This window comes from Streptomyces sp. TAA040 (assembly GCF_000424845.1).
The window spans coordinates 1-24,906 of sequence record NZ_AUKR01000015.1; the positions used below are offsets into that span (position 1 = coordinate 1).

At 72.1% G+C, this 24,906-nt stretch carries 13 protein-coding genes, 1 tRNA gene, 2 rRNA genes and 1 pseudogene; 14 read left to right on the forward strand and 3 right to left on the reverse strand.

Going from position 1 to position 24,906, the window contains the following annotated elements:
* The 4 genes from H300_RS0114735 to H300_RS0114750 form a co-directional block, all read left to right on the forward strand.
* A 23S ribosomal RNA gene (locus tag H300_RS0114735) occupies nt 1-104 on the forward strand; the annotation flags it as partial.
* Between the two features lie 115 nt (nt 105-219).
* Nucleotides 220-336, forward strand: a 5S ribosomal RNA gene (gene rrf / locus H300_RS0114740).
* A 97-nt stretch (nt 337-433) separates the two neighbouring features.
* Entirely contained in the window at nt 434-1,126 is a 693-nt protein-coding gene (locus H300_RS0114745; RefSeq protein ID WP_028428049.1) for a DegT/DnrJ/EryC1/StrS family aminotransferase, read from the forward strand.
* A 129-nt stretch (nt 1,127-1,255) separates the two neighbouring features.
* Nucleotides 1,256-1,328, forward strand: a tRNA-Thr gene (locus H300_RS0114750).
* Between the two features lie 62 nt (nt 1,329-1,390).
* Here the strand turns inward: H300_RS0114750 and H300_RS0114755 are convergent.
* A complete protein-coding gene (locus H300_RS0114755; RefSeq protein ID WP_028428050.1) occupies nt 1,391-4,000 on the reverse strand; it encodes a SpoIIE family protein phosphatase in 2,610 nt (869 codons plus the stop codon).
* Between the two features lie 399 nt (nt 4,001-4,399).
* Between H300_RS0114755 and H300_RS0114760 the strand changes: the two genes are divergently transcribed.
* The 8 genes from H300_RS0114760 (at nt 4,400) to H300_RS0114795 (ending at nt 17,939) form a co-directional block, all read left to right on the forward strand.
* The gene (locus H300_RS0114760; protein ID WP_078516011.1) at nt 4,400-9,937 is read left to right on the forward strand and encodes a HAMP domain-containing protein; all 5,538 of its coding nucleotides are present in this window, start codon (nt 4,400-4,402) and stop codon (nt 9,935-9,937) included.
* Between the two features lie 245 nt (nt 9,938-10,182).
* On the forward strand, nt 10,183-10,911 hold the full coding sequence (locus H300_RS0114765) for a response regulator (RefSeq protein ID WP_028428052.1): 729 nt from the start codon (nt 10,183-10,185) through the stop codon (nt 10,909-10,911).
* A gap of 89 nt (nt 10,912-11,000) precedes the next feature.
* Nucleotides 11,001-13,694, forward strand: a complete 2,694-nt coding sequence (locus H300_RS0114770) for a DNA translocase FtsK (RefSeq protein ID WP_028428053.1) — start codon at nt 11,001-11,003, stop codon at nt 13,692-13,694.
* Between the two features lie 224 nt (nt 13,695-13,918).
* Nucleotides 13,919-14,719: a helix-turn-helix domain-containing protein gene (locus H300_RS0114775; RefSeq protein WP_028428054.1), complete on the forward strand. Its 801-nt coding sequence runs from the start codon at nt 13,919-13,921 to the stop codon at nt 14,717-14,719.
* Nucleotides 14,720-14,827: 108 nt separating this feature from the next.
* Nucleotides 14,828-16,303 (forward strand): 30S ribosomal protein S12 methylthiotransferase RimO, encoded by a 1,476-nt coding sequence (rimO, locus tag H300_RS0114780; RefSeq protein ID WP_078516012.1) that lies wholly within the window; start codon nt 14,828-14,830, stop codon nt 16,301-16,303.
* Nucleotides 16,300-16,941, forward strand: a complete 642-nt coding sequence (gene pgsA, locus H300_RS0114785; RefSeq protein WP_028428056.1) for a CDP-diacylglycerol--glycerol-3-phosphate 3-phosphatidyltransferase — start codon at nt 16,300-16,302, stop codon at nt 16,939-16,941. Before rimO ends, pgsA begins: the two co-directional genes overlap by 4 nt.
* A complete protein-coding gene (locus H300_RS26960; RefSeq protein ID WP_051270056.1) occupies nt 16,938-17,477 on the forward strand; it encodes a CinA family protein in 540 nt (179 codons plus the stop codon). Before pgsA ends, H300_RS26960 begins: the two co-directional genes overlap by 4 nt.
* 90 nt (nt 17,478-17,567) lie before the next feature.
* Nucleotides 17,568-17,939, forward strand: coding sequence for a helix-turn-helix domain-containing protein (locus H300_RS0114795; protein WP_028428057.1), 372 nt, complete (start codon nt 17,568-17,570; stop codon nt 17,937-17,939).
* Between the two features lie 96 nt (nt 17,940-18,035).
* Here H300_RS0114795 and H300_RS0114800 read toward each other — a convergent pair whose 3' ends face one another.
* Both H300_RS0114800 and H300_RS0114805 read right to left on the reverse strand, forming a co-directional pair.
* Nucleotides 18,036-18,830 carry a DNA-formamidopyrimidine glycosylase family protein gene (locus H300_RS0114800; RefSeq protein WP_028428058.1) on the reverse strand — a complete coding sequence of 265 codons (795 nt, stop codon included), beginning with the start codon at nt 18,828-18,830 and terminating at the stop codon, nt 18,036-18,038.
* Nucleotides 18,831-18,834: 4 nt separating this feature from the next.
* Nucleotides 18,835-23,493, reverse strand: a complete 4,659-nt coding sequence (locus H300_RS0114805; RefSeq protein WP_028428059.1) for an Lhr family helicase — start codon at nt 23,491-23,493, stop codon at nt 18,835-18,837.
* 199 nt (nt 23,494-23,692) lie between these two features.
* On the opposite strand from H300_RS0114805, the pseudogene H300_RS26965 reads away from it, so the two are divergent.
* A pseudogene (locus H300_RS26965) lies at nt 23,693-24,510 on the forward strand (AzlC family ABC transporter permease).
* On the forward strand, nt 24,507-24,818 hold the full coding sequence (locus tag H300_RS0114820) for an AzlD domain-containing protein (protein WP_028428061.1): 312 nt from the start codon (nt 24,507-24,509) through the stop codon (nt 24,816-24,818). The pseudogene H300_RS26965 and the gene H300_RS0114820 overlap by 4 nt, the downstream one beginning before the upstream one ends.
* Nucleotides 24,819-24,906 lie beyond the last annotated feature (88 nt).

A 24,906-nucleotide genomic window follows, 5' to 3' on the forward strand; every position in this document is an offset into this window, starting at 1 on the left:
TGAGGGGTTAAGGCTCCCAGTAGACGACTGGGTTGATAGGCCAGATATGGAAGACCTGTGAGGGTTGGAGTTGACTGGTACTAATAGGCCGAGGGCTTGTCCGTAGGTGCTCGCGTCCACTGTGTTGGTTCTGAGACAGCAACCAGACCCCATACACATGTCATTCCCCGTTTTCGGGTGGGTGGGGTGTGTGTGCGGGTGGTGTGTGTTTCATTGTGTTTCGGTGGTTATAGCGTGAGGGAAACGCCCGGTCACATTCCGAACCCGGAAGCTAAGCCTTTCAGCGCCGATGGTACTGCATGCGGGAGTGTGTGGGAGAGTAGGACGCCGCCGAACAATTCTTGAGCCCGGTCTTCCGAAGTTTTCTTCGGGGGGCCGGGCTTTTTCTTGTGCGGTCACCCCGCGTTCACCTTGCACCTCCACCATCCGAGGCATGGGGACGACAGCGCAGTTGAGGGCAGCCGGCCTGCGGGTCGGGGACGCAGTGGTGCTTCCTTCGTACGGCGGCGAGCAGGCGGCGCGGGCGCTGCTGGAGATCGGCGCGGTACCGGTCTTCGCGGACATCGACGCCCGAAGTCTCTGCCTCGACCCGCGGTCCGCCGAAGCTGCTCTGACGCCGCGTACCACCGCCGTGATGCCCGTCCACCTCTTCGGTCACCCGGCCGACCTCGTCGGGTTCCACGAGCTGGCCCAGCGGCGCGGCCTGCGGGTGCTGGAGGCGGGGGAGCGGCCGCCCTTCGGTTCCCTCTCGGCCGAGGCCCTGCACCGCCGGCGCTGCGCTGCCCACCTCGACGAGCGGTTGCGCGGAGTGGTCGTCCCGACCGTGGCACAGGGGGTGGAGCACACCTATGAGCAGTACGTGGTGCGCGTACCGGGAAACGGACGGCCGGACCGGGACGCCTTCAAGCAGGCCATGCGCTCGCGCGGGGTCGCGTGCAGGGTCCCGATACCGACCCCGGCCCACCGGACGCACGGCCTGCGCAGCGAGCTCCGGCTTCCGGAAACGGAGCGCGCCGCAGCCGAGTCCCTCGCGCTGCCGGTACACGCCGGAACCTCGCGACGGGACCTGCAGCGGATAGTGGCGGCCTGTCGCGCGCTCGGCGGGCTTCTGCTGGAACCGGCCTGACGCGGGAGGCCGTTCGGGCCCGTTGACGACGGCCCCGGCGGTTCCGGGGACGGTCGGGTCCTGCTCCGCGAGACGGTGCCGATGTGCCTCGGGGCCCTGGTGATCAGGTATGCTCTGTGACGTCGATGCGCCCCAATAGCTCAGTCGGCAGAGCGTCTCCATGGTAAGGAGAAGGTCAACGGTTCGATTCCGTTTTGGGGCTCCGAGAAAGACTGAGGGCCACACCGGACGGTGTGGCCCTCAGTCTTTCCCACGCTCTCCCCGCTATTCGGGGACGCGCATCGCGACGATCGCCATGTCGTCGGACGGGGCGTCAGCGGCGAATCGCTCCACCGCCCGCATGATGCGTGCCGCGACCGCGCCGGCGGTGAGACCGGTGCAGGCGGCGAGGCAGTCCATCAGCCCGTCGTCGCCCAGCATCCGCGTGCCCTCGCGGCGTTCGGTCACCCCGTCGGTGACGCACAGCAGCACGTCCCCGGGGTCGAGCGTCAGCGTCTGCTCGTAGAGCTCCAGGTCCTCCATCACGCCCAGCAGCGGCTGCGGCTCCGCGGCCGGTTCGACGCTGCCGTCCGGCCGCAGCCGCAGGGGCAGCGGGTGGCCGGCGCACACCACCTTCAGCACCGCGCCGCCGTTCTCCTGCGGCCAGAGCTCGCCGTAGAGCAGGGTGAGGAAGCGGCTGCGCGCCCCCTCGTCGAGGATCGCCGCGTTCAGGCGCTCGAGTACGGCCGGGCCGCTGAACCCCTCCCTGGCCAGCAGCCGGAGGGCGTGGCGCGCCAGTCCGGTGACGGCGGCCGCCTCGGGCCCGGTGCCGCAGACGTCGCCGATGGCGAAGCCGTAGGCACCGTCCCGGATCGGGAAGAGGTCGTAGAAGTCGCCGCCTACCTCGTTGCCCTCGCCGGCGGCCCGGTAGATCACCTCGACTTCCACCCCGGGGACCTCGGGCAGCTCCGGGGGCAGCAGACTCCGCTGGAGGGACTGGCTGATGGCCGTCCGCTCCGAGTAGAGCCGGGCGTTGTCGAGAGCGAGGGCCGCCCGGCGAGAGAGGTCTTCGGCGAGTTCGAGGATCTCCTGCCGGAACCGCTCGTCGGTGGGCTTGCCGAGCGTCAGCATCCCGATCACCCGGTTGCGGGCGACCAGCGGGAGCACCACGGTCTCCCCGCCGACCGCGGAGGCGGTGGCGAGCGAGGTACCGGGCGTGTGCGAGGGCGGGTCCCCGAGCAGCAGGTTGCGCAAGGAGGTGCGCAGGGCGCTGGAGTGGGCGGCATCGCTGGGTGCGCTCCACGACCGGGCTCCCGGGGCCGGTACCGGCTCGGGCGGATCGACCTTCGAGAGCAGTGCCTTGAGTCCGTCGATGCGGTCCTCGTCCTCGTGGAGCACGTAGGAGAGTTCGGGGTCGGAGGCCTGGTCCGCGATGGTGTAGACGGCGCACCAGGCGGCCAGCGTGGGCACCGTCATCTGGGCCATCAGGGCCAGCGTCTGGTCGCGGTCCAGGGTGCCGGCGAGCAGGTCGGAGGCCTCGACGAGGAAGGAGAGCGAGCCGCGGCGCAGCCGTTCGAGCTCCGTCAACCGGGCCGACTCCACGGCCAGTGCGATCCGGTCGGCCGCGAACTGGAGGCGCAGGGCCTCCTCGTTGGTGTAGCGGCCGGCGGTCTCCGCGGCGACCCCCACCGCGCCGGTGAGCCGTCCCTCGACCTTGAGCGGGACGGTCACCACCGAGCGCATGCCGGTTCCGGCCAGCAGCGGCACCGCGCCCGGAACCGCCGTCAGATCCTCGTGCACGCTGGGCATCCGGGCGTTGCCGTAGCGGCCGCTGCCGGTCTCTACGGGGACCCGGGCGAACCGCTGCCGGGCGGAGGGGAGGCCGGTGGAGGCCCGGACCTCCAACTCGGTCTCGTCATCGGTGGCCAGGAGCAGGTAGGCGGCGTCGCCGTCGAGCATGTCGCGGGCCCGTTCCACGGTGCGCTGGAGCAGCCCGTCCAGGTCCTCCGGCGGCGGGGAGCCGATGAACATCTCGAACGGATCGGTCGACTGGCGTTCCCGCTGGTCGGCCGCGGACTCGGTCTGCGGCACCCGTTGGGGTGACTGCAGGACGGCGCGCTCGTGGTCCCGGACGAGCAGGCACACGGTCGAGGGCTCGCCGCCGGCGTCCCGGATGCGCAGGTGCGAGGCGTAGACCGGCACCGTCCTCCCGGCCGAGTCGCGGAAGCCGTAGGTGCCCTCCCAGCGCGAGAGGGTGAGTGCCTCGGCGATGCCGGTGCCGGTGCCCGGGGTGTGTGGCCAGGCCGCGAAGTCGCTGAACGGCTTCCCGAGCACCTGCCGTGTCCGGTGCCCGAACAACTGGCGGGCGTCCTCGTTCCAGGCGGCGACGACTCCTCCGGTGCCCACCTGGACTACCGCGACCCGGACCCGGGTGGCGGCCAGCGGGAGTGCGGCGTCCGGGAGCTCGGGGCCGGAGCTGCGCATCCCCACCGGGCGCTCGGGGAGGTCGAGCCGGAACCACACGCGCTTGTCGGTGGAGCTGTAGTCGACGCCCCAGTGGCTCGCCAGCGAGGCGCAGAGCAGCAGGCCGCGGCCGCCCTCGCGGTCCGGTCCGGGGTAGAGGCCGCGGGCCGCGTCGTGCATCGGCAGTTCCCGCTCGGGGTAGTGGTCGGCGACCTCGATCCGGACGCCCTCCTCGTCGCGCAGGCAGAAGACCTCCGCGGTGGTGCCCGCGTGCACCACCGCGTTGGTGACCAGTTCGCTGGTGAGGACCACGGCGTCGTCGATGACGTCCGCGAGTCCCCAGCCCTGGAGCGTGTCGCGCACGAAACCGCGGGCGGTCGCCACCGACCGTCCGGCCGGCTCGAAGGTGGCCGCGGCCCGTGCGGTGATCACTGGTCTCCCCATGGGTTTCTCGACGTCGCCGTCCGTGTCTGCTTCGTCGCTCGGCGTGCGCTGTCCGACGACCTGCGTCAGTGGTGCTCGCTCGGCGCTCTGCCTGTCCACCGCGGCGCCTCTCCGTTGCCCGTTGTGCCGTGTCCGCCGACGTTTCCCCGTTGCCGACCGGGCCGTCCGCCGCGCCGCGTGCCGCGGGTCGGGGTAGACAGCCGGAGGCCAGGTTACTTACGTTCGCGGTGCGTGTGGGTGCCGGATGCGGGTGTTTCCCCCTGGACCCTCCTGGTCTGCGATGTGCGATGCTGCCGAACTGTTATCGCCTGGTTCGGTCGGGGTGAAACACTGGGAACGCTCGAAGAAGTACCCGGGCGCAATGGTCGACCCTGCGGGAGGGACACGGTGGAGTCTGGCGTATCAGCGCGGGGCACGAACGCGCGCTCGAAAGGCGGACGAGCCCGGCGGACGGGGACTGTCGAAGTCGACGCCGCGTCGGTGGACAGGCTGCGGTTCGCGCTGCTGGCGATGCGGGAGGGGAACTTCCGCAAGCGGCTCACCGTCACGGGTGACGGGCCGATGGCCGAGATCTCGGCCCTCTACAACGAGGTCGCCGACCGCAATCTTCACCTCGCCAACGAGCTGAGCCGGGTCCGCCGGGTGGTCGGCCGGGACGGGAAGCTCACCGAGCGGTTGGAGGCCGGTGCCGCCGAGGGCTCGTGGGCCTCCGCCATCGACGCCTCCAACGCGCTCGTGGACGACCTGGTCCGGCCGGTGTCCGAGGTGGGCCGGGTGCTGACCGCCGTCGCGGACGGTGACCTGGAACAGCGGATGGACCTCCGCGCCCAGGGACCGGACGGCGCCGCCCAGCCGCTGCGCGGGGAGTTCCTCAAGGTCGGCCGGACCGTGAACGGCCTGGTGGACCAGCTCTCCGTGTTCACTGACGAGGTCACCCGGGTGGCCAGCGAGGTCGGCACCGAGGGCAAGCTCGGCGGGCAGGCGAAGGTCCGGGGGATGTCCGGTTCCTGGAAGGACCTGACCGACTCGGTCAACACGATGGCCTCCCGGCTGACGGCCCAGGTACGGGACATCGCGCTCGTCACCACGGCGGTCGCGAAGGGCGACCTGTCGCGCAAGGTCACCGTGCACGTGGCCGGCGAGATGCTGGAGCTGAAGAACACCGTCAACACGATGGTGGACCAGCTCTCCTCCTTCCAGTCCGAGGTGACGCGGGTCGCCCGCGAGGTGGGCACCGAGGGAGAGCTGGGCGGCCAGGCCCGTGTCGAGGGGGTCGCGGGCGTCTGGCAGGACCTGACGGACTCGGTCAACCTGATGGCCGGCAACCTGACCTCGCAGGTCCGGGAGATCGCGCGGGTGACCACGGCGGTCGCCAACGGCGATCTCTCCAAGCAGGTGACGGTGATCGCCCGCGGCGAGGTCGCCCAGCTCGCGGACACCATCAACACCATGACCGAGACGCTGCGCACCTTTGCCGACGAGGTGACGCGTGCGGCCAGCGAGGTCGGCACCGAGGGGGTGCTGGGCGGGCAGGCGCAGGTGCCGGGCGCCGCGGGCATCTGGAAAGATCTGACGGACTCCGTCAACACCGCCTTCCGCAACCTCACCGCTCAGGTGCGGGACATCGCGCAGGTGACGACGGCCGTCGCCAGCGGTGATCTGTCGCAGAAGGTGACGGTGGACGTCTCCGGCGAGATGCTGGAGCTGAAGAACACCGTCAACACCATGGTGGACCAGCTCTCCTCGTTCGGTGCCGAGGTGACCCGGGTGGCCCGCGAGGTGGGCGTCGAGGGGGAGCTGGGCGGGCAGGCGCAGGTGCCGGGCGCCGCGGGTACCTGGAAAGATCTGACGGACTCCGTCAACACCGCCTTCCGCAACCTCACCGCGCAGGTCCGCAACATCGCGCAGGTGACGACGGCCGTCGCGAACGGTGATCTGTCGCAGAAGGTGACGGTGGACGTCTCCGGCGAGATGCTGGAGCTGAAGAACACCGTCAACACCATGGTGGACCAGCTCTCCTCGTTCGCCGAGCAGGTGACCCGGATGGCGCGGGATGTCGGCACCGAGGGCCGGCTGGGCGGGCAGGCCCGGGTGGACGGCGTCTCGGGCACCTGGAAGGACCTCACGGACTCCGTCAACTTCATGGCGGGCAACCTCACCTCCCAGGTGCGGCAGATCGCGCAGGTCACGACGGCGGTGGCGCGGGGCGACCTGTCGCAGAAGATCGAGGTCGACGCGCGGGGCGAGATCCTGGAGCTCAAGAGCACCATCAACACGATGGTGGACCAGCTCTCCGCGTTCGCCGACCAGGTGACGCGCGTCGCCCGCGAGGTGGGCACCGAGGGCCGGCTGGGTGGTCAGGCCCAGGTCCCCGGCGTCGCCGGCGTCTGGCGCGACCTCACCGACTCGGTGAACGGCATGGCGGGCAACCTGACGGCCCAGGTGCGGAACATCTCCCAGGTGGCGACGGCGGTCGCGCGCGGCGACCTGTCGCAGAAGATCGACGTGGACGCGCGGGGCGAGATCCTGGAGCTGAAGACGACCATCAACACGATGGTGGACCAGCTCTCGTCGTTCGCGGAGCAGGTGACCCGGGTGGCCCGCGAGGTGGGCACCGAGGGCATCCTGGGCGGCCAGGCCGAGGTGAAGGGCGTCTCCGGCACCTGGAAGGACCTCACCCAGTCGGTCAACGGCATGGCGAACAACCTGACGTCCCAGGTGCGCAACATCGCGGAGGTGACCACCGCCGTCGCTCAGGGCGACCTGTCGAAGAAGATCACGGTGGACGCGAAGGGCGAGATCCTCGCCCTGGTCACCACGGTGAACACGATGGTGGACCAGCTCTCGTCGTTCGCGGAGCAGGTCACGCGGGTGGCCCGCGAGGTGGGCACCGAGGGCCGGCTGGGCGGTCAGGCGCAGGTGCCCGGGGTGACGGGCATCTGGAAGGACCTGAGCGAGAACGTCAACCTGATGGCGAACAACCTCACCTCGCAGGTGCGGAACATCTCGCAGGTCGCCGGGGCGGTCGCGAACGGCGACCTCACGAAGAAGGTCACCGTCGAGGCCAGCGGCGAGGTGGCGCAACTGGCGGACACGGTCAACACCATGGTGACGACGCTGTCCTCGTTCGCGGCCGAGGTGACCCGGGTGGCTCGTGAGGTGGGCACCGAGGGCATCCTGGGCGGCCAGGCCCGGGTGCCGGGCGTCTCGGGCACCTGGAAGGACCTGACCGAGTCGGTGAACGGCATGGCCAACAACCTGACCGGCCAGGTCCGCAACATCGCCCAGGTCACCACCGCGATCGCCAAGGGCGACCTCACGAAGAAGATCGACATCGAGGCCCGGGGCGAGATCCTGGAGCTGAAGACGACCATCAACACGATGGTGGATCAACTCTCGTCGTTCGCGGAGCAGGTGACGCGGGTCGCCCGCGAGGTGGGCACCGAGGGGCAGCTCGGCGGCCAGGCCCGGGTGCGCGACGTCGCCGGCACCTGGAAGGACCTGACCGAGTCGGTGAACGAGATGGCTGGCAACCTCACCCGTCAGGTGCGGGCCATCGCCACGGTGGCCACCGCGGTCACCCGCGGCGACCACGGCGTCAAGATCGACGTGGCCGCGGCCGGGGAGATCCTGGAGCTGCAGGGTTACATCAACGAGATGATCAGCAACCTGCGCGAGACCACTCTCGCCAACCAGGAACAGGACTGGCTCAAGGGCAACCTGGCGCGGATCTCCGGACTGATGCAGGGCCGCCGGGACCTCAAGGACGTGGCGCAGCTCATCATGAGCGAGCTGACGCCCGCGGTGTCGGCGCAGCACGGGGCGTTCTTCCTGGCCGTCCCGACCGGTGGCGGTGCCGAGGACGTCGGTGTGGGGCAGGGCACGGACGGCTCGTACGAGCTGCGGCTGCTCGGTTCGTACGGCTACACCAGCTCGTCGATGCCCACCACGTTCGCGCCGGGGGACTCGCTGATCGGCACGGCCGCGGTGGAACGGCGCACGATCCTGATGGAGAACGCCCCGCCCGGTTATCTGAAGATCGCCTCGGGGCTCGGCGAGGCGCCGCCCGCCCATGTGGTCGTGCTGCCGGTGGTCTTCGAGGACGTGGTGCTCGGCGTGGTGGAGCTGGCGGCGTTCCAGCCGTTCACCCAGATCCAGAAGGACTTCCTCAGCCAGATCGCCGAGATGATCGCCACGAGCGTGAACACCATCAGCGTCAACACCAAGACCGAGGTGCTGCTGGAGCAGTCGCAGGAGTTGACGGAACAGCTCCAGGAGCGGTCCATCGAGCTGGAGAGCCGCCAGAAGGCGCTGGAGGACTCCAACCTGCAGTTGGAGGAGAAGGCGGCGCAACTCGCGCAGACCAACCGGGACATCGAGATCAAGAATTCCGAGATCGAGGATGCCCGGCAGGTGCTGGAGGAGCGCGCTGAGCAGCTCGCGGTCTCGATGCGCTACAAGTCCGAGTTCCTGGCGAACATGTCGCACGAGTTGCGCACCCCGCTCAACTCGCTGCTGATCCTGGCCAAGCTGCTCGCGGACAACGCGGAGGAGAACCTCTCGCCCAAGCAGGTCGAGTTCGCGGAAACCATCCACGGGGCCGGCTCGGACCTGCTCCAGCTGATCAACGACATCCTGGACCTGTCGAAGGTCGAGGCGGGCAAGATGGACGTCAGTCCGAGCCGGATCGCGCTGGTGCAGCTCGTCGACTACGTCGAGGCGACGTTCCGCCCGCTGACGGCGGAGAAGAGCCTGGACTTCTCGGTACGGGTCTCGCCCGAGCTGCCGGCCACCCTGCACACCGACGAGCAGCGGCTGCTCCAGGTGCTGCGCAACCTGCTCTCCAACGGGGTGAAGTTCACCGACGGCGGGGCGGTGGAGCTGGTGATCCGTTCGGCCCGGAACGACGTCCCGGTCACCATCAGGGAGCAGATGCTGGAGCACGGCTCCCTGCGCGACGCGGACGCAGAGCTGATCGCCTTCTCGGTGACCGACACCGGCATCGGGATCGCGCAGAGCAAGATGCGCGTGATCTTCGAGGCGTTCAAGCAGGCGGACGGCACGACCAGCCGCAAGTACGGCGGCACCGGTCTCGGACTCTCGATCAGCCGGGAGATCGCCCGCCTGCTGGGGGGCGAGATCGACGCGGTCAGCGAGCCCGGCCGGGGTTCCACCTTCACGCTCTACCTCCCGCTGAACCCCGCGGAGGTGCCGGCCTCGGGTCCCGGCCGGTCGCTGGAGGCGCCCGCCGGGGAGGGCGTCGCGCTGGAGCGGGCGGCGCTGGAGGCTGCGCCGGTGCGCGAGGAGCGCCCGGCCCCCGAGGACTCCGGGGACGCCCCGGTCCCGGGCGACGGCGGCGCCGCCGCGCCGACCCAGGAGGAGCCGCTGACCTCGCGCTCGCCGGCCGAGCTCGACGCGGAGCAGGCGGCTGCGATGCTGGCCCGGCGGGCGGCCTCCGCCTCCGGTCAGCGCTCCCGGCGGTCGGCGCGTACGTCGGCGGAGCAGGCCGAGCAGAACGGCCGGACGTCGTCGGTCGGCGTGGAGCGCTTCAACTCGGAGAAGGTGCTGATCGTCGACGACGACATCCGCAACGTCTTCGCGCTCACCAGTGTGCTGGAGCAGAACGGCCTGCAGGTGCTGTACGCGGAGAACGGCCGCGAGGGCATCGAGGTCCTGGAGCAGCACGACAACGTCGCGCTGGTGCTGATGGACATCATGATGCCGGAGATGGACGGCTACGCCACGATGAACGCGATCCGGCGGATGCCGCAGTTCGCGGGGCTACCGATCGTGGCACTGACGGCGAAGGCGATGAAGGGCGACCGGGAGAAGAGCATCGAGGCCGGCGCGTCGGACTACGTCACCAAGCCGGTGGACACCGACCACCTGCTGTCCGTGATGCGGCAGTGGATGCGGGAGGGCTGATATGCGCAGCTTCGCCGCGGGCAGGTATGTTGGCTTGTTGTGGCCGGTTGCGTGTGGAAGTGCCGGATGACGGGAACCAGCCCGGTTCCGGGGACGTTATCGGAACGTGCACAGTGACATCCCGGTGACAGGGTGTGGTGGGAGTCGAGGTGCGGCTACCATGACCGGCACAAGGAACGGGCGGCGCAAAGAAGTCGTCCCCAGGGGTGGCGTCAGCGGCGCCACCGGGGCGAGGAGGACGGGCCATGGTGCAGAAGGCCAAGATCCTCCTGGTCGATGACCGACCGGAGAATCTGCTGGCGCTGGAGGCGATTCTCTCCGCGCTCGATCAGACGCTGGTGCGGGCATCGTCAGGGGAGGAAGCACTCAAGGCACTGCTCACCGATGATTTCGCAGTGATCCTTTTGGATGTCCAGATGCCAGGGATGGATGGCTTCGAGACCGCCGCGCACATCAAGCGCCGGGAACGGACCCGCGACATCCCGATCATCTTCCTCACGGCGATCAACCACGGCCCGCACCACACGTTCCGCGGCTACGCGGCCGGTGCGGTGGACTACATCTCCAAACCCTTCGACCCGTGGGTGCTGCGCGCGAAGGTCTCGGTCTTCGTCGAGCTGTACATGAAGAACGTGCAGCTGCGTGAGCAGGCTTCGCTGCTGCGCCTCCAGTTGGAGAACGGCAACGGTGGCCACGCCGACGGCGTCCGTCCCGAGCCCGCCGAGGGCACCGGGGACCCGGCGCGAGCGGGCGGCGAGGCCACCGGCCTGCTCGCCGAACTCTCGGCCCGGCTCGCCGCCGTGGAGGAGCAGGCGGAGTCGCTCTCCAAGCAGCTCGGTGACACCGCGGACGCCTCCGCGGTCGCCACCGCCGCTCATCTGGAGCGCAAGCTGACCGGTCTGCGTCGCGCGCTGGACGCCCTGGAGCCCGGAACCGAGGGCGCGTCCCACCCGGCGATGCACTCCCCGTCGTGAGCCGCGGCCTCACGGCTGACCCGTCGTCACCACCGGCCGCACGCGTATCCATCCGTGCCTCGGGCACCGGACGGCGGTAATCTCGCCTCATGGCCTCACGTACGCCCGGCAAGGCCGCCAAGAAGGCGCCCGCGAAGAAGGCAGCAGCCAAGAAGGCCCCGGCGAAGAAGGCGCCCGCCAAGCCCGCGCCCTCGCCCACCGGCGGTGTCTACCGCCTGGTGCGCGCCGTCTGGCTGGGCACCGCGCACACCGTGGCAGCGGTGTTCCGGGGGATAGGACAAGGAGCGAGAGGACTGGATCCGGCACACCGCAAGGACGGAGTCGCGCTGCTGCTCCTCGGCCTCGGCCTGGTCGTCGCGGCCGGGACCTGGTCCAACCTCCGCGGCCCGGTCGGTGATCTGGTCACCATGCTGGTCACCGGTGCCTTCGGTCGCCTGGACCTGGTGGTGCCGATTCTGCTCGGGGCCATGGCGGTCCGGTTCATCCGGCACCCGGAGAAGAAGGACGCCAACGGACGCATCGTCATCGGCCTGTCCGCGCTCGCCGTCGGTGTGCTGGGGCTGGTCCACCTGGCCTGCGGCGCTCCGGCGCGCAGCGGCGGGGCCGGCAGTGACGCGCTGCGCGACGCCGGGGGCCTGATCGGCTGGGCCGCGGCGAGTCCGCTGGTCTTCACCGTCGGCGAGGTGCTCGCCCACCCGCTGCTGGTCCTGGTCACGGTCTTCGGTCTGCTGGTGGTGACCGCCACGCCGGTGAACGCCGTCCCGCAGCGCCTGCGACAGCTCGGTGTGCGCCTGGGCGTGGTGTCCGACCCGGAGGCCGAGGAAGCCGAAGAGGCCGAGGACCTCGCGGGGACCTCAAGGGACGCTCCTCGTGCGCTCCGGCGCAGGGCGCGGGCCGACCTGCGCAAGGACGACGGCCCGTACCACGCCGAGAAGCAGGCGCTGGACCGCCGGAGGTCCGGGAGCCGTTCCCGGCAGGACTCCGGTGCCGAACCGCGGGGGCGGCGGGGCTCCCCGGACGCCGTGGATCTGGCCGCCGCGGCGGCCACCGACCTGGACGGCGCGGTCCTGCACGGGGTGCACCCCTCGTCCCTCGTCGCCGACCTGACCAGCGGCATCCCGCGGCGCCGCGGGAACGGGGCGGAGGACAGCAGCCCGGACGCCGGGCCGGTGCCCCGCCCGGCGAGCGCGTCGCGCGCCGCGGGAGCGGACGAGCACTCCCGGTCGGTGCCGGACCTGACGAAGCCCGGCCCGCCCCCGGCCGCCGACCCGATGCCCTCGCGGGCCGAGCAGCTCAAGCTCGCCGGAGATGTCACCTACACGCTGCCGCCGACCGATCTGCTGATCAGGGGAGGCCCGGGGAAGACCCGCAGCGCCGCCAACGACGCGGTCGTGGAGTCGCTGAGCACGGTCTTCCGGGAGTTCAAGGTGGACGCCGCGGTCACCGGCTTCACCCGTGGTCCGACGGTCACCCGCTACGAGGTCGAGCTGGGCCCCGCGGTCAAGGTCGAGAAGATCACCGCGCTCACCAAGAACATCGCCTACGCGGTCGCCAGTCCCGACGTGCGGATCATCTCCCCCATCCCCGGCAAGTCCGCCGTCGGCATCGAGATCCCCAACACCGACCGCGAGATGGTGAACTGCGGCGACGTGCTGCGCTCGGCGGAGTCGGTCGAGGACGAGCACCCGATGCTCGTCGCGCTCGGCAAGGACGTCGAGGGCGGCTACGTCTCGTCGAACCTGACCAAGATGCCGCACATCCTGATCGCCGGGGCGACCGGTTCCGGGAAGTCCTCCTGCATCAACTGCCTGATCACCTCCGTGATGGTGCGCGCCACCCCGGAGGACGTCCGGATGGTGCTGGTGGACCCGAAACGGGTCGAGCTCACCGCCTACGAGGGCATCCCGCACCTGATCACCCCGATCATCACCAACCCCAAGAAGGCCGCAGAGGCGCTCCAGTGGGTGGTGCGCGAGATGGACCTGCGCTACGACGACCTGGCCGCCTACGGCTACCGGCACATCGACGACTTCAACGCCGCGGTGCGCAGCGGCAAGGCGACGCCGCCAGCCGGCAGCGAGCGCGAGCTGGCGCCGTACCCGTACCTGCTGGTGATCGTCGACGAGCTGGCGGACCTGATGATGGTCGCCCCCCGGGACGTCGAGGACGCGATCGTCCGCATCACCCAGTTGGCCCGGGCGGCCGGTATCCACCTGGTGCTGGCCACCCAGCGTCCGTCGGTGGACGTCGTCACGGGCCTGATCAAGGCGAACGTGCCGTCCCGGCTCGCCTTCGCCACCTCCTCGCTCGCCGACAGCAGGGTGATCCTCGATCAGCAGGGCGCCGAGAAGCTGATCGGCAAGGGCGACGGCCTGTATCTGCCGATGGGGGCGAACAAGCCGATCCGGATGCAGGGCGCCTTCGTCACCGAGGACGAGGTGCGCGGTGTCGTCGAGCACTGCAAGGCGCAGATGACCCCGGTCTTCCGGGCCGACGTGACGGTCGGCACGAAGCAGAAGAAGGAGATCGACGAGGAGATCGGCGACGACCTGGACCTGCTCTGCCAGGCGGCCGAACTGGTGGCCTCCACCCAGTTCGGGTCGACCTCGATGCTCCAGCGCAAGCTCCGGGTCGGTTTCGCCAAGGCGGGCCGGCTGATGGACCTGATGGAGAGCAGGGGCGTCGTCGGCCCCACGGAGGGGTCCAAGGCGCGGGATGTGCTGATCACACCGGACGAGATCGACGGCGTACTGGCCGTGATCCGCGGCGAGACCGAGCCGTAACGATCCGGCGGGCAACCGTTTCGTCAGGTGATACGTCCAGTTGAATGGGTAGGCGGAAGATCGAGCGCGTGGTGCCGCTGCTCGGGTGCCGCGCCGGCTGAGCCATCGGAAGGCTTGCGCCATCCCGATGGCCGACAAGGTCCCCCCGTCCGGTTGCCCGCCCCCGAACGACCCCCCCTAGACTGAACGTCCAGCAGGTGGCTGCACGCTCGAAAGGCGCTCACGTGTCCATCGGCAACTCCCCCGAAGAAGACCGGCCCTCGGTCGGTCGAGCTCTCCAGCAGTCCCGAATCGACGCCGGACTGACCGTTGACGAGGTCAGTTCGTCCACCCGTGTGCGCGTTCCCATCGTGCACGCGATCGAACAGGACGACTTCTCGCGGTGCGGCGGCGACGTGTACGCCCGCGGGCACATCCGAACCCTCGCCAAGGCCGTGGGGCTGGCCTCCGACGGCCTCGTGGCGCAGTACGACGAGGAGCACGGCGGCCGTCCCGCGGCGACCCCTGCCGCTCCGGCGTTCGAGGCGGAACGGATTCGGCCGGAGCCGCGCCGTCCGAACTGGACGGCAGCGATGGTGGCCGCGATCGTGGCGGTGGTCGGTTTCGTCGGCTTCACCGTCTTCAGCGACGAGGAGGCCGGCAACGGCAGGACCGTCGCCGAGTCGGAGCCGAGCAGCAGCCCCTCCGAGCCCGAGCCGAGTCCGAGCAAGCCCTCCGACGCCAAGCCGGAACCGTCCGACAGCGCCATCGCCGCCGCCCCGGCGGACAAGGTGACGGTCAAGCTCGTCGCGGACGGCGGCAACAGCTGGATCTCGGCCGAGGACCACACCGGGCGGCTGATGCACGAGGGCGTGCTGGCGGAGGGCGAGTCGAAGAGCTTCACCGACAAGGAGCAGATCGATCTGGTGCTCGGCAACGCCGGTGCCGTCGAACTCTTCGTCAACGGCAGGAAGGTCGAGAAGGTCGGCGACGTCGGCCAGGTCCAGCGGGTGAGCTACACCAAGGGTGACCCGGCACAGGGCTGATCGGCGTTCGCCGGCGCCGGACCCGTCGGCGTCCGCCCGTGCAGGGCCGGCCGGCGTCACCGGCTCCCGCTGACCGGTGGGGCTCCGGGGACGAAGTACGCTGAGCCCATGCCCGAACGCCGTACCGTCGCCCTAGTCACGCTTGGCTGTGCCCGCAACGAGGTGGACTCGGAGGAGCTCGCCGGCCGTCTCTCGGCGGACGGCTGGGACCTCGTCGAGGAAGCCTCCGAAGCCGACGTGGCCGTCGTCAACACCTGCGGATTCGTCGAAGCCGCCAAGAAGGACTCCGTGGACGCCCTGCTGGAAGCGGGTGACCTCAAGGGCCAAGGGAGAACGCAGGCGGTGGTGGCCGTCGGCTGCATGGCCGAGCGCTACGGCAAGGAGCTTGCCGAGTCGCTGCCCGAGGCCGACGGAGTCCTGGGATTCGACGACTACTCCGCCATCTCGGACCGCCTGCAGACCATCCTGGCCGGCGGGGTGCACGCCTCCCACACGCCGCGCGACCGGCGCAAGCTGCTCCCCGTCAGCCCGGTCGAGCGCCGACACGGCGATGTCGCCCTCCCCGGCCACGGGGAGCAGCCCGCCCCGGCCCCGGCCGACCTCCCCGCAGGAGTCGCCCCCGCCTCCGGGCCCCGCGCCCCGCTCCGCCGCCGGCTGGGCAGCAGCCCCGTCGCCTCGGTCAAGCTCGCCTCCGGCTGCGACCGGCGGTGCTCGTTCTGCGCCATCCCCTCCTTCCGCGGCTCCTTCATCTCGCGGCGTCCGTCCGACGTCCTGGACGAGACCCGCTGGCTCGCCGGGCAGGGAGTGAAGGAGGTCATGCTGGTCTCGGAGAACAACACCTCCTACGGCAAGGACCTGGGCGACATCCGGCTGCTGGAGACCCTGCTGCCGGAACTCGCCGCGGTGGACGGCATCGAGCGGGTCCGGGTCAGCTACCTGCAGCCGGCCGAGATGCGCCCCGGCCTCATCGACGTGCTGACCGGAACGGAGAAGGTGGCGCCCTACTTCGACCTTTCGTTCCAGCACGCGGCCCCCGGGGTGCTGCGGGCGATGCGCCGCTTCGGCGACACCGGCCGGTTCCTGGAGCTGCTGGGCACCATCCGCAACCGGGCGCCGCAGGCCGGTGTGCGCTCCAACTTCATCGTCGGCTTCCCCGGCGAGACCGAGGCGGACCTCGTCGAGCTGGAGCGCTTCCTGTCCGAGGCCCGGCTGGACGCCATCGGGGTCTTCGGCTACTCGGACGAGGATGGTACCGAGGCCGCCGGGTACGCGGCGAAGAACGACCCGGACGAGGTCGCCGACCGGCTCGCGCGGGTCTCCCGGCTGGCCGAGGAGCTGACCGCGCAGCGCGCCGAGGAGCGGCTGGGCGAGTCCTTGACGGTGCTCGTGGAGTCGGTCGACGAGGAGGACGGCGTGCGGGGCCGGGCGGCCCACCAGGCGCCCGAGACGGACGGGCAGATCCGGCTGGTCGGTGAACGCTCGTCCGGTCTCGCCCCCGGACGTATGGTCGAGGCCAGGGCGGTGGACACCGAAGGGGTGGATCTGATCGCCGAACTGCTGGAAGGCGAGGAGGCGGGTACATGACCGGCATCCCGGCCGCCGCGGCCGGAGGCGGCCCGATGGCGGGGGCGGACCGCGCCGCCCCGCGCGAGCAGGCCGGCCTGTGGAACATCGCCAACATCCTGACGATGATCAGGCTGCTCCTGGTGCCGGGATTCGTGGCTCTGATGCTCGTCGACGGCGGCACGGAGCCGGTCTGGCGGGCCTTCGCGTGGGCCGCGTTCACGATCGCCATGATCACCGATCTCTTCGACGGCGAGCTGGCCCGCCGCTACGACCTGGTGACCGACTTCGGCAAGATCGCCGACCCGCTGGCCGACAAGGCGATCATGGGAGCGGCGCTGGTGTGCCTCTCTGTGCTGGGTGACCTGAGCTGGTGGGTCACCGCGGTGATCCTGGCACGGGAGCTGGGCATCACCCTGCTGCGGTTCTGGGTGATCCGCCACGGCGTGATCCCGGCGAGCCGGGGCGGGAAGATGAAGACGCTCGCCCAGGGGGTTGCCGTCGGGATGTACATCCTGGTGATCACCGGTGCGCTGGCCTCCCTGCGCTGGTGGGTGATGGCCGTGGCCGTCGTCCTCACGGTCGGCACGGCCGCGGACTACGTGCGCCAGGCCGTGGTGCTCCGGCGTTCCGGATCCGCGCAGGGCGACCGCGGATGACGGAGGACGAGGCACCGGCCGCCCTGGCAGTGCAGGAACTGACCGCGGCGGGGCAGACCCTGTCCGTCGCCGAGTCGCTGACCGGGGGGCTGGTCGCCGCGGAGCTGACGTCCGTGCCCGGAGCCTCCGCCGCCTTCGCAGGCTCGGTCACCGCCTACGCCACCGGGCTCAAGCACCGGCTCCTGCGGGTGGACGCCGGCCTCCTGGCCGGACGCGGCCCGGTGGACGCCGAGGTCGCGCGCCGGATGGCCGTCGGCGTGCGGGAACTCCTGGGCACCGACTGGGGACTCGCCACCACCGGAGTCGCCGGCCCCGAGCCGCAGGGCGGCCATCCGGTCGGGACGGTGCACGTGGCCGTGGCCGGCCCGCAGGGGCCGCCGGTGGCCCTCCGGCTGACGCTCGACGGCGGCCGGGCGGAAATCCGCGAGCGCAGCGTGCGCGCCGTGCTCCGGTTGCTCTGCCGTGAGCTGGCGGCAAATGCCCGGAGGACTTGCGGGAACACACCGGAGGGCCTGGATGTTTGCAGCCCTGAGTGAACACGACATAGCTCCCCGCACGGTCGTGGTTGTAGGCGGTACGGTGGGGCATGAAGGATTCAGGTCCGCGGTCCGAGGAGGGAGCCACCGATGATTCTGCTCCGTCGCCTGCTGGGTGACGTGCTGCGTCGGCAGCGCCAGCGTCAGGGCCGTACCCTGCGCGAAGTCTCCGCTTCCGCGCGCGTCTCGCTCGGCTATCTCTCCGAAGTGGAGCGGGGGCAGAAGGAGGCCTCCTCCGAACTGCTGTCGTCGATCTGCGACGCGCTCGAAGTACGGATGTCCGAACTGATGCGTGAGGTGAGCGATGAGCTCGCCCTCGCCGAACTCGCCCAGTCCGCCGCGAGCGACACGGTGCCGGCGCCGATGCGTCCGATGCTGAACCCCGTCTCCGTCACCGGCCGTCCGGAGGAGCGGGTCACGATCAAGCGGCCCGCCGAGGCCGTCGACGTCGTCGCCGCCTGACACCCCGTCCACCCACGCCGTGACCGGCCGGGGCGGCCCGACCGCGTCGGCCGGCCCACCGTGCTCCGCTGCAGCGCCGTCGCGTCGTGCGCCCGGTCAGCGCGGCGGCTCGGGCTGGCAGCGCGGGCACCAGTAGACCGGCCTGAGCGCCTCGGGCGGTCCCACCTCGGCGCGGCGCACTGCCGTGCCGCAGCGCAGGCAGGGCCGGCGGTGGCGGCCGTACACCCACAACAATCGGTCCCTGCGCAGCTCACCGGTGGTGCTCCGGGCCGTTCGGTCGCGATTGACCGCCAGCAGCCGTCGCGCCAGCGCGGGCAGCCGCTCCGGAGCGGGCAGCGCCGCAACCGGCAGCCAGGGCCGCACCCGCAGCAGGAAACACAGCTCCGAGCGGTAGACGTTGCCGATCCCCGCCAGATTGCGCTGATCCAGCAGCGCCTCGCCGAGCGGCCGACCGGGGTCGGTCCGCAGCCGGCGCAGCGCCTCGGCCGGATCCCAGCCGGGCCCCAGCAGATCCGGCCCGAGATGGCCGACCACCCGTTCCTCGTCGGCAGTGCGCAGCAGTTCCAGCTTGGCCAGCCGGAACCCGACCGCCGTGCGGGCGACCGTGCTCAGCACGGCCCGGATCTCGTGTGCCGGGCCGCCGCGCAACCGATCGCCCGTCGCCTGCATCCGCCAGACCCCCTCCATGCCCAGGTGCGAGTGCAGGGTCAATCCCCCCTCGACCCGCGTCAGCAGGTGCTTCCCGCGCGCCACCGTGGCCCGCACCGCCCGGTCGCGGAGGTCCGAGGTCGCGAACGCCGGCACCCGCAGGTCGCTGCGGGTCAGCACCTCGCCGGAGAGGGACTCGTGCAGCAACCGGGCCGTCCGCCAGACGGTGTCTCCCTCGGGCATCAGGTCACCCCCGCAGCCGCAGACCGCGAGGTGTGGCGTGGAAGCCCGCCGCCTCCAGTTCGGTGCCGAGGTCCGACCCCAGGGCGGGAGCGCCGTTGACCCGCTCCACCGTCAGGCCGCCCAGGGCACCGGACCGGGCGGAGCCGGCCAGGGACTCGACCGCTGCCTCCCGCCGCGGGCCTCCGTTCCCCCAGGCGAGCAGGGTCCGGCCGCCGCGTTCCAGGTAGAGCAGGAGCTCTCCGTCGACCAGCACCACCAGCGAGCCCGCCTTGCGGCCCGGCCGGTGCGTCGCCCCCTCGGGGGACTCCGGCCACGGAAGCGCGGCGCCGAAGGCGTTCGCCGGGTCCGCCGCGGCGAGCAGGACGGCCCGGTGCCCCTGCTGCCGCTCCCGGGCGGTGTGCGCGGCCCGCAGGCGGTCCACCGCACCGTCCATGGCGAACTGGGCGGCGCCGAGGCCCTCGACGACGTATCCGCGCCGCGCCTGCCCGCTCTCCTCGAACGCCGACAGCACCCGGTAGACCGCGGGGAAACCGCCCGCCACGCCCTCCGCGGCGACCGCCCCGCGGGTCACCACGCCGTGCCGGTCGAGAAGGGTGCGGGCGAGGGCGTGCGCGCGGACGGTGGCGTCCTCCGCCGGCTCCGGCAGCAGCGACCAGCGCCCGGCGACCGTCGGGGGGCCGTTCCGCGAGGCCGTCCGCACACCGAGGGAGCCGTAGCGGCCGCGCGGCACCGAGCGGCGGGCCCGGTGCGCGGTCGAACCGGCGGTACGCCCCGACCCCAGCAGGTTGCGGAGCGGAGCGAGAGTGTCGTTGGTCAGCCTTCCGGACCAGGCCAGCTCCCACACGGCTTCGGCCAGCGCCGCGTCGCTCGTCTCGGCCGTCTCCGGCCCGGCCGCCCGCACCTGGTCCGCGATCTGCCGGAAGAACAGGCCGTAGCCGCCGCTCAGCGCGCCCAGCACCGCCCGGTGCAGGGCGGTCGGCTCCAGCGGATGCGGCGGCGGCAGCAGCAGCGGGGCGTGGTCGGCCGGGTGGAGCGCCACCCAGCCGTCCTTGCCCGGCAGCGCGCCCCCGCCCGCCCAGAGCACTTCGCCCGCGGTGGTCAGCTCGTCGAGCATGGCCGGGGTGTAGCCGGCCACCCGGCCCGGCAGCACCAGCCGCTCCAGAGCGGAAGCCGGCACCAGTGCTCCCTGCAACTGCTCGACGACCCGCACCAGCCCGTCCAGGCCGCGCATACCGCCGGAGTCCAGGTGCTGCCAGCGGGGAAGGAAGGCCCCCAGCGCCGGGCCCGGCACCGGTTCCAGCTCCTGCCGCAGCGCGGCGAGCGAGCGGCGCCGCAACCGCCGCAGGACCGCCGGGTCGCACCATTCCTGGTCGCTCCCGGCGGGGTGGAACTCGCCGCGGACCAGACGGCCCTCGGCGGCCATCCGGTGCAGCGCTCCCTCGACCACCGCGGCGCCCAGCCCGAACGGCACGGCCGCCTGCTGGGTGGTGAACGGGCCGTGCGTACGGGCGAACCGGGCCAGCAGGTCGCCCAGCGGGTCCATCACCGGCTCGGTGAAGGCCTCCGGCACCCCCACCGGAAGCGCGGCGCCCAGGGCGTCCCGCAGTCGTCCGGAGTCCTCCACCGCGGCCCAGCGGACCAGGCCGCCGATGCGGACCTCCACTGCCCGGCGGGCGGCGACCAGCTCGGCGGCCCAACCGGATCGGGCCCCGCGGTCGGCGAGCTCCCCGGCGTCGAGCGGGCCGAGCAGGCGCAACGCGTCGGCGACCCCCTCGACGTCCTTGATGCGGCGCTCCTCGGTGAGCCACTGGAGCTCCCGCTCCAGCTCCGCCACGACCTCGGCGTCCAGCAGCTCCCGCAGCTCCGCGCGGCCCAGCAGCTCCGCCAGCAGCCGGGAGTCCAGGGAGAGCGCCGCGGCCCGTCGCTCGGCCAGCGGGGAGTCGCCCTCGTAGAGGTACTGCGCCACGTAGCCGAAGAGCAGCGAGCGGGCGAACGGCGAGGGCTCCTGGGTGGAGACCTCCACCAGCCGCACCCGCCGGGCCTCGACGTCCCCCATCAGCTCCGTGAGGCCGGGCACGTCGAAGACGTCCTGGAGGCACTCGCGGACGGCCTCCAGGACGATCGGGAAGGAACCGAACCCGCTCGCCACCTGGAGGAGCTGCGAGGCGCGCTGGCGCTGCTGCCAGAGGGGTGTCCGCTTGCCCGGGTTGCGGCGCGGCAGCAGGAGGGACCGGGCTGCGCACTCCCGGAACCGGGCCGCGAACAGGGCCGAACCCCCGACCTGATCGGTGACGGTGCGCTCCACCTCGTCCCGGTCGAGGAGGACGTCCCCGGCCCCCACCGGCGGCTGCCCCGCCTCCGGCGAGCCGGTCACGGGGACGGAGCACGGGTCGCCCGCCTCCGGGTCGCCGTCCGGCGCCGGGAAACCGGCGTCGAGGCCCAGCAGGTCGGCGTCCGGCAGTCGCAGCACGATGCCGTCGTCGGCGTGCATCACCTGGGCGTCCAGACCGTAGCGCTCGCCCAGCCGGGCTCCTAGGGCGAGGGCCCAGGGCGCGTGCACCTGGGCCCCGAAGGGGGAGTGCACCACGATCCGCCAGTCGCCCAGCTCGTCGCGGAAGCGCTCCACGACGATCGTGCGGTCGTCCGGGACGTGCCCGCAGGCGGCGCGCTGCTCCGCCAGGTACGCGAGCAGGTTCCGCACGGCGGACTCGTCCAGTCCGGCCGTGGCCAGCCGCTCCTCGGCCGCCGGACGTTCCAGCGCTCCCAGCTCGCGCAGGAAGGCGCCCAGCGCCCGGCCCAGCTCCAGTGGCCGGCCGAGCTGGTCGCCCTTCCAGAACGGGAGCCGCCCCGTCACCCCGGGGGCCGGGGTGACGAGGACCCGGTCCCGGGTGATGTCCTCGATCCGCCACGAGCTGGTGCCCAGGGTGAAGACGTCGCCGACCCGGGACTCGTAGACCATCTCCTCGTCCAGCTCGCCCACCCGACGCCCGCCGCGCTGCTCGTCGCCCCCGGCGAGGAAGACGCCGAACAGCCCGCGGTCGGGGATCGTCCCGCCGGAGGTGACGGCCAGCCGCTGCGCTCCCGGACGGCCGGTGACGGTGTGCGCGACGCGGTCCCAGACGAGCCGGGGGCGCAGCTCGGCGAAAGCGTCGGACGGGTAGAGGCCGGCCAGCATGTCGAGCACGGAGGTGTAGGCGGACTCGGGCAGTCCGCTGAACGGTGCCGCCCGCCGCACCAGGATGAGCAGTTCGTCGACGTCCCAGGTGTCCATCGCCGTCATGGCCACCACCTGCTGGGCGAGGACGTCCAGGGGATTGGCGGGCACCTTGAGTGCCTCGATGGCACCCTGCTGCATCCGCTCCGTCACCACCGCCGACTGGACCAGGTCGCCGCGGTACTTCGGGAAGACCACCCCCGCCGAGACGGCGTCGACCTGGTGGCCGGCGCGCCCCACCCGCTGGAGCCCGGAGGCCACCGAGGGCGGTGACTCCACCTGGACGACCAGGTCGACGGCGCCCATGTCGATGCCCAGTTCCAGGCTGGAGGTGGCCACCACCGCGGGCAGCCGCCCGGCCTTCAGCTCCTCCTCCACCTGGGCCCGCTGCTCCTTGGAGACCGAACCGTGGTGTGCTCTGGCCAGGATCGGCGGCGCTCCCTCGGCCGCCCCGGAACCGCCCATCAGCTCGGCGGGCGCGTGCGACTCGGGCAGCGGCTCTCCGGTGGCGCGCTCGTAGGCGATCTCGTTCAGTCGGTTGCAGAGCCGCTCGGCGAGCCGCCGGGAGTTCACGAAGACGATCGTCGAGCGGTGGGCCTGCACGAGGTCCGCGATACGCTCCTCCACCGAGGGCCAGATCGACGGCCCCTCCGCGGCCCCGGAGCCGGAGTCCTGGGCGGGTGAGGAACCCAGCTCGCCCATGTCCTCGACCGGAACCACCACCCGCAGGTCGAACTCCTTCGCCGCCGAGGGCTGCACGATCGTCGCCCGGCGTTGCGGGGACAGGAAGCGGGCCACCTCCGCCACCGGCCGGACCGTTGCGGAGAGCCCGATCCGCCGGGCCGGGCGGTCCAGCAGTTCGTCGAGCCGTTCCAGCGACAGCGCGAGGTGCGCGCCGCGCTTGGTGCCGGCCACCGCGTGCACCTCGTCCAGGATGACCGTCTCCACCCCGCGCAGCGCCTCCCGCGCCGACGAGGTCAGCATCAGGAACAGCGACTCGGGGGTGGTGATCAAGATGTCCGGCGGGCGCCGGGACATCGCCCGGCGCTCGACCGCCGGGGTGTCCCCGGAGCGGATGCCGACCCTGATGTCCGGTTCGGACAGGCCCCGGCGCAGGCACTCCTGGCGGATGCCCGTGAGCGGACTGCGCAGGTTGCGCTCGACGTCCACCGCCAGCGCTTTCAGCGGTGAGACGTAGAGCACGCGGCAGCGGCGCACCGGATCGGCCGGCGGCGGCTCGGCCGCGAGCCGGTCCAGCGAGGCGAGGAAGGCGGCGAGCGTCTTGCCGGAGCCGGTGGGCGCGACCACCAGGGCGTCCGACTCCTGCGCCAGCGCCTGCCAGGCGCCCTCCTGGGCAGCCGTCGGTGCGCGGAAGGCGCCGGTGAACCACGCACGGGTGGCCGGGGCGAACGCGGCGAGAGCAGGGGAGGTCGGGCCCATGCACCCCATCGTGCACCCCAGCACCGACAACGGCTCGCAGGCCCGGACCGGCCGGAGGCGAACCGGTGCCCGTCCGGAGACGGTACTCGGATAGCGTCGGCAGGGTGGCAGAGGGAAGGGAAGGGAAGGGAAGGGGCATCGGGACCGGAGCGGGCCGGGAGCCCCTCCGGGCCGGACGTCCCTCCGGGCCGGAGCGGTACGGTTCTCGGTGGCGGAGCGGACCGTCGTCCGGGACGCGCTCGAAGTGGGCGTCGCGGTCGGGCTGTCCGGCTTCGCCTTCGGCGTCACCGCGGCGGGAGCGGGGCTCAGCGTCGCGCAGAGCAGTGCCCTGAGCCTCTTCGTCTTCACTGGCGCCTCGCAGTTCGCCCTGGTGGGAGCGTTGGCGAGGGGCGGGGGCGCGGTAGCGGCAGCGCTGGGCGCGCTGTTCCTCGGGACACGGAACGCCTTCTACGGCCTCCGGCTGTCGGAGCTGCTCCGGCTGCCGCACCGAGTGCGGCCCTGGGCCGCGCACTGGGTGATCGACGAGACCTCGGCGGTCGCCCTGGCCAGGACGGGCGCCGCTCGGCCCGCATCGGCTTCCTCGTCACCGGACTCTCCCTGTACCTGCTCTGGAACCTCACCACCCCTGCTCGGCGCCCTCGGAGCCGGCGCGCTGGGCGACCCGGCGTCCTGGGGGCTGGACGCGGCCGGACCCGCGGTGTTCCTGGCGCTTCTCGCCCCGATGCTGGACTCCGCCGCGCACGGGCGACCGCGGCGCTCGCCGTGCTGCTCGCGCTGGTGTGCCTGCCCCTGCTGCCCGCCGGGGTGCCCGTCCTCGCGGCGGGGCTGGCGGCCCCCGCGGTACTGCTCGCGGAACGGGTGCGACGCCGGTCGGCGCCGCCTGCGGACGGTGTCGCCGGGCGGGAGGACGCGGCGACGCCGCCCGGACCGGTCGTCCCCGGGGCGCCGGGCGCGACCGGTCCGGGGGCGGCGTTCGAGGAGACCGCCGTTCCGGGAAGCGGCACACCCGGAGAGGAGGGCCGATGACGGTCTGGATCGCCGTCGCGGCCGCCGCGGTCGGCTGCTGCCTGATCAAGTTCCTCGGGCTCACGGTGCCCGCGCAGGTGCTGGAGAAGCCCGCTGTGCGGCGACTGGCCGCGCTGCTGCCGCTCGCGCTGCTCGCCGCCCTGGCCGCTGTGCAGACCTTCGAGGGGGAGGGCGGCGCACTCGTGCTCGACGCCCGGGCGGCCGGACTGGCCGCCGCGGCGGGCGCCCTGCTGCTACGGGCGCCGTTCCTGCTGGTGATCGCCGCGGCCGTGGCCGTCACCGCGGCCGTCCGGGCGCTGGGAGCCTGAGCCGACACCCGCGGAACCGGGGCGGCCCGGCCGCTCCTGCCGAGCAGGCGCGGGCGGGTCCCGGGGCGGTGGCGGCTCCGTCCGGCCC

Excerpts from the sequence above, each read along its gene's own strand:
- H300_RS0114800 (WP_028428058.1), bottom strand. The coding sequence starts at position 18,830 with ATGCCCGAGGGAGACACCGTCTGGCGGACGGCCCGGTTGCTGCACGAG.
- H300_RS0114805 (WP_028428059.1), bottom strand. The coding sequence starts at position 23,493 with ATGGGGTGCATGGGCCCGACCTCCCCTGCTCTCGCCGCGTTCGCCCCG.
- H300_RS0114770 (WP_028428053.1), top strand. The coding sequence starts at position 11,001 with ATGGCCTCACGTACGCCCGGCAAGGCCGCCAAGAAGGCGCCCGCGAAG.
- H300_RS0114820 (WP_028428061.1), top strand. The coding sequence starts at position 24,507 with ATGACGGTCTGGATCGCCGTCGCGGCCGCCGCGGTCGGCTGCTGCCTG.
- H300_RS0114795 (WP_028428057.1), top strand. The coding sequence starts at position 17,568 with ATGATTCTGCTCCGTCGCCTGCTGGGTGACGTGCTGCGTCGGCAGCGC.
- H300_RS0114765 (WP_028428052.1), top strand. The coding sequence starts at position 10,183 with ATGGTGCAGAAGGCCAAGATCCTCCTGGTCGATGACCGACCGGAGAAT.
- H300_RS26960 (WP_051270056.1), top strand. The coding sequence starts at position 16,938 with ATGACGGAGGACGAGGCACCGGCCGCCCTGGCAGTGCAGGAACTGACC.
- pgsA (WP_028428056.1), top strand. The coding sequence starts at position 16,300 with ATGACCGGCATCCCGGCCGCCGCGGCCGGAGGCGGCCCGATGGCGGGG.
- H300_RS0114745 (WP_028428049.1), top strand. The coding sequence starts at position 434 with ATGGGGACGACAGCGCAGTTGAGGGCAGCCGGCCTGCGGGTCGGGGAC.
- rimO (WP_078516012.1), top strand. The coding sequence starts at position 14,828 with ATGCCCGAACGCCGTACCGTCGCCCTAGTCACGCTTGGCTGTGCCCGC.